The 4,981-nt window shown below is 57.6% G+C and carries 2 rRNA genes; both read right to left on the bottom strand.

Going from position 1 to position 4,981, the window contains the following annotated elements:
• Window positions 1-22: 22 nt before the first annotated feature.
• Window positions 23-3,142: ribosomal RNA gene (locus ABFX81_RS42045) — 23S ribosomal RNA — on the bottom strand.
• A gap of 308 nt (window positions 3,143-3,450) precedes the next feature.
• Window positions 3,451-4,978, bottom strand: a 16S ribosomal RNA gene (locus ABFX81_RS42040).
• The 16S and 23S rRNA genes sit together here, the layout of an rRNA operon.
• Between the last annotated feature and the right edge of the window lie 3 nt (window positions 4,979-4,981).

Here is a 4,981-nt window from a genome sequence, read left to right as displayed (position 1 = left end):
AACACAGTGGACGCGAGCAACTGAGGACAAGCCCTCGGCCTATTAGTACCGGTCAACTCCACACGTTACCGTGCTTCCATATCCGGCCTATCAACCCAGTCGTCTACTGGGAGCCTTACCCTCTCTAGGAGGTGGGAGTCCTCATCTCGAAGCAGGCTTCCCGCTTAGATGCTTTCAGCGGTTATCCCTCCCGAACGTAGCCAACCAGCCATGCCCTTGGCAGAACAACTGGCACACCAGAGGTTCGTCCGTCCCGGTCCTCTCGTACTAGGGACAGCCCTTCTCAAGACTCCTACGCGCACAGCGGATAGGGACCGAACTGTCTCACGACGTTCTAAACCCAGCTCGCGTACCGCTTTAATGGGCGAACAGCCCAACCCTTGGGACCGACTCCAGCCCCAGGATGCGACGAGCCGACATCGAGGTGCCAAACCATCCCGTCGATATGGACTCTTGGGGAAGATCAGCCTGTTATCCCCGGGGTACCTTTTATCCGTTGAGCGACGGCGCTTCCACAAGCCACCGCCGGATCACTAGTCCCGACTTTCGTCCCTGCTCGACCCGTCGGTCTCACAGTCAAGCTCCCTTGTGCACTTACACTCAACACCTGATTGCCAACCAGGCTGAGGGAACCTTTGGGCGCCTCCGTTACTCTTTAGGAGGCAACCGCCCCAGTTAAACTACCCATCAGACACTGTCCCTGATCCGGATCACGGACCCAGGTTAGACATCCAGCACGACCAGACTGGTATTTCAACGACGACTCCCCCTGAACTGGCGTCCAGAGTTCACAGTCTCCCAGCTATCCTACACAAGCCGAACCGAACACCAATATCAAACTGTAGTAAAGGTCCCGGGGTCTTTCCGTCCTGCTGCGCGAAACGAGCATCTTTACTCGTAGTGCAATTTCACCGGGCCTATGGTTGAGACAGTCGAGAAGTCGTTACGCCATTCGTGCAGGTCGGAACTTACCCGACAAGGAATTTCGCTACCTTAGGATGGTTATAGTTACCACCGCCGTTTACTGGCGCTTAAGTTCTCAGCTTCGCCACCCCGAAGAGTGACTAACCGGTCCCCTTAACGTTCCAGCACCGGGCAGGCGTCAGTCCGTATACATCGCCTTACGGCTTCGCACGGACCTGTGTTTTTAGTAAACAGTCGCTTCTCGCTGGTCTCTGCGGCCACCCCCAGCTCACCGTGTAAAACGGATCACCAGTGATGGCCCCCCTTCTCCCGAAGTTACGGGGGCATTTTGCCGAGTTCCTTAACCATAGTTCACCCGAACGCCTCGGTATTCTCTACCTGACCACCTGAGTCGGTTTAGGGTACGGGCCGCCATGAAACTCGCTAGAGGCTTTTCTCGACAGCATAGGATCATCCACTTCACCACAATCGGCTCGGCATCAGGTCTCACCCACATGTCATCCGGATTTACCTGGATGACGGGCTACACCCTTACCCCGGGACAACCACCGCCCGGGCTGGACTACCTTCCTGCGTCACCCCATCACTCACCTACTACCACCTTGGTTCGGCGGCTCCACCACTTTCCTTTCCCCGAAGGGTCCGGAACGGCTTCACGGCCTTAGCATTAGTGGATTCAATGTTTGACGCTTCACAGCGGGTACCGGAATATCAACCGGTTATCCATCGACTACGCCTGTCGGCCTCGCCTTAGGTCCCGACTTACCCTGGGCAGATCAGCTTGACCCAGGAACCCTTAGTCAATCGGCGCACACGTTTCTCACGTGTGAATCGCTACTCATGCCTGCATTCTCACTCGTGAACCGTCCACAACTCGCTTACGCGGCTGCTTCACCCGGCACACGACGCTCCCCTACCCATCCACACAGGCGTTGGCCCTATTGTGTGAATGACACGACTTCGGCGGTACGCTTGAGCCCCGCTACATTGTCGGCGCGGAATCACTAGACCAGTGAGCTATTACGCACTCTTTCAAGGGTGGCTGCTTCTAAGCCAACCTCCTGGTTGTCTCTGCGACTCCACATCCTTTCCCACTTAGCGTACGCTTAGGGGCCTTAGTCGATGCTCTGGGCTGTTTCCCTCTCGACCATGGAGCTTATCCCCCACAGTCTCACTGCCGCGCTCTCACTTACCGGCATTCGGAGTTTGGCTAAGGTCAGTAACCCGGTAGGGCCCATCGCCTATCCAGTGCTCTACCTCCGGCAAGAAACACACGACGCTGCACCTAAATGCATTTCGGGGAGAACCAGCTATCACGGAGTTTGATTGGCCTTTCACCCCTAACCACAGGTCATCCCCCAGGTTTTCAACCCTGGTGGGTTCGGTCCTCCACGAAGTCTTACCTCCGCTTCAACCTGCCCATGGCTAGATCACTCCGCTTCGGGTCTTGAGCGTGCTACTCCACCGCCCTATTCGGACTCGCTTTCGCTACGGCTTCCCCACTCGGGTTAACCTCGCAACACACCGCAAACTCGCAGGCTCATTCTTCAAAAGGCACGCAGTCACGAGGCAAGCACAAGTGCTTGCCCGACGCTCCCACGGCTTGTAGGCACACGGTTTCAGGTACTATTTCACTCCGCTCCCGCGGTACTTTTCACCATTCCCTCACGGTACTATCCGCTATCGGTCACCAGGGAATATTTAGGCTTAGCGGGTGGTCCCGCCAGATTCACACGGGATTTCTCGGGCCCCGTGCTACTTGGGTGTCTCTCAAACGAGCCGCTGATGTTTCGACTACGGGGGTCTTACCCTCTACGCCGGACCTTTCGCATGTCCTTCGCCTACATCAACGGTTTCTGACTCGTCTCATGGCCGGCAGACCATGAAAGAGAGATCCCACAACCCCGTATACGCAACCCCTGCCGGGTCTCACACGCATACGGTTTGGCCTCATCCGGTTTCGCTCGCCACTACTCCCGGAATCACGGTTGTTTTCTCTTCCTGCGGGTACTGAGATGTTTCACTTCCCCGCGTTCCCTCCACACTGCCTATGTGTTCAGCAGCGGGTGACAGCCCATGACGACTGCCGGGTTTCCCCATTCGGACACCCCCGGATCAAAGCCTGGTTGACGACTCCCCGGGGCCTATCGTGGCCTCCCACGTCCTTCATCGGTTCCTGGTGCCAAGGCATCCACCGTGCGCCCTTAAAAACTTGGCCACAGATGCTCGCGTCCACTGTGCAGTTCTCAAACAACGACCAGCCACCCATCACCCCGGACCTTCGATCCGAGTTCACTGGGGCCGGCGACTGAGGAAAAATCCATTCCCTCAGACACCCAACAGCGTGCCCGACACACTCCCCGCTTCCCTCAACGTTCCACGCTCCGAAGAGCAGTACTAGAAGGAGAAGACGATCAAGTGTGCCGAATAGTCAACGTTCCACCCATGAGCAACCAGCATCAGACATTCGCTGATGTACTGGCCTCTGACCTCACCCCGAAGGGATCGGTAAGAAGTGCTCCTTAGAAAGGAGGTGATCCAGCCGCACCTTCCGGTACGGCTACCTTGTTACGACTTCGTCCCAATCGCCAGTCCCACCTTCGACAGCTCCCTCCCCACAAGGGGGTTGGGCCACCGGCTTCGGGTGTTACCGACTTTCGTGACGTGACGGGCGGTGTGTACAAGGCCCGGGAACGTATTCACCGCAGCAATGCTGATCTGCGATTACTAGCGACTCCGACTTCATGGGGTCGAGTTGCAGACCCCAATCCGAACTGAGACCGGCTTTTTGAGATTCGCTCCACCTCGCGGTATCGCAGCTCATTGTACCGGCCATTGTAGCACGTGTGCAGCCCAAGACATAAGGGGCATGATGACTTGACGTCGTCCCCACCTTCCTCCGAGTTGACCCCGGCGGTCTCCCGTGAGTCCCCAGCACCACAAGGGCCTGCTGGCAACACGGGACAAGGGTTGCGCTCGTTGCGGGACTTAACCCAACATCTCACGACACGAGCTGACGACAGCCATGCACCACCTGTACACCGACCACAAGGGGGCGCCCATCTCTGGACGTTTCCGGTGTATGTCAAGCCTTGGTAAGGTTCTTCGCGTTGCGTCGAATTAAGCCACATGCTCCGCCGCTTGTGCGGGCCCCCGTCAATTCCTTTGAGTTTTAGCCTTGCGGCCGTACTCCCCAGGCGGGGCACTTAATGCGTTAGCTGCGGCACGGACAACGTGGAATGTTGCCCACACCTAGTGCCCACCGTTTACGGCGTGGACTACCAGGGTATCTAATCCTGTTCGCTCCCCACGCTTTCGCTCCTCAGCGTCAGTATCGGCCCAGAGATCCGCCTTCGCCACCGGTGTTCCTCCTGATATCTGCGCATTTCACCGCTACACCAGGAATTCCGATCTCCCCTACCGAACTCTAGCCTGCCCGTATCGACTGCAGACCCGGGGTTAAGCCCCGGGCTTTCACAACCGACGTGACAAGCCGCCTACGAGCTCTTTACGCCCAATAATTCCGGACAACGCTCGCGCCCTACGTATTACCGCGGCTGCTGGCACGTAGTTAGCCGGCGCTTCTTCTGCAGGTACCGTCACTTTCGCTTCTTCCCTGCTGAAAGAGGTTTACAACCCGAAGGCCGTCATCCCTCACGCGGCGTCGCTGCATCAGGCTTTCGCCCATTGTGCAATATTCCCCACTGCTGCCTCCCGTAGGAGTCTGGGCCGTGTCTCAGTCCCAGTGTGGCCGGTCGCCCTCTCAGGCCGGCTACCCGTCGTCGCCTTGGTGAGCCATTACCTCACCAACAAGCTGATAGGCCGCGGGCTCATCCTGCACCGCCGGAGCTTTCGAACACCTTGGATGCCCAAGGTGGTCAGTATCCGGTATTAGACCCCGTTTCCAGGGCTTGTCCCAGAGTGCAGGGCAGATTGCCCACGTGTTACTCACCCGTTCGCCACTAATCCCCACCGAAGTGGTTCATCGTTCGACTTGCATGTGTTAAGCACGCCGCCAGCGTTCGTCCTGAGCCAGGATCAAACTCTCCGTGAATGT

Origin of the sequence: Streptomyces coeruleofuscus (assembly GCF_039532725.1) — a bacterium.
Taxonomy (GTDB): Bacteria; Actinomycetota; Actinomycetes; order Streptomycetales; family Streptomycetaceae; genus Streptomyces; species Streptomyces coeruleofuscus.
This window is presented reverse-complemented; position numbering and strand designations above follow the sequence as displayed.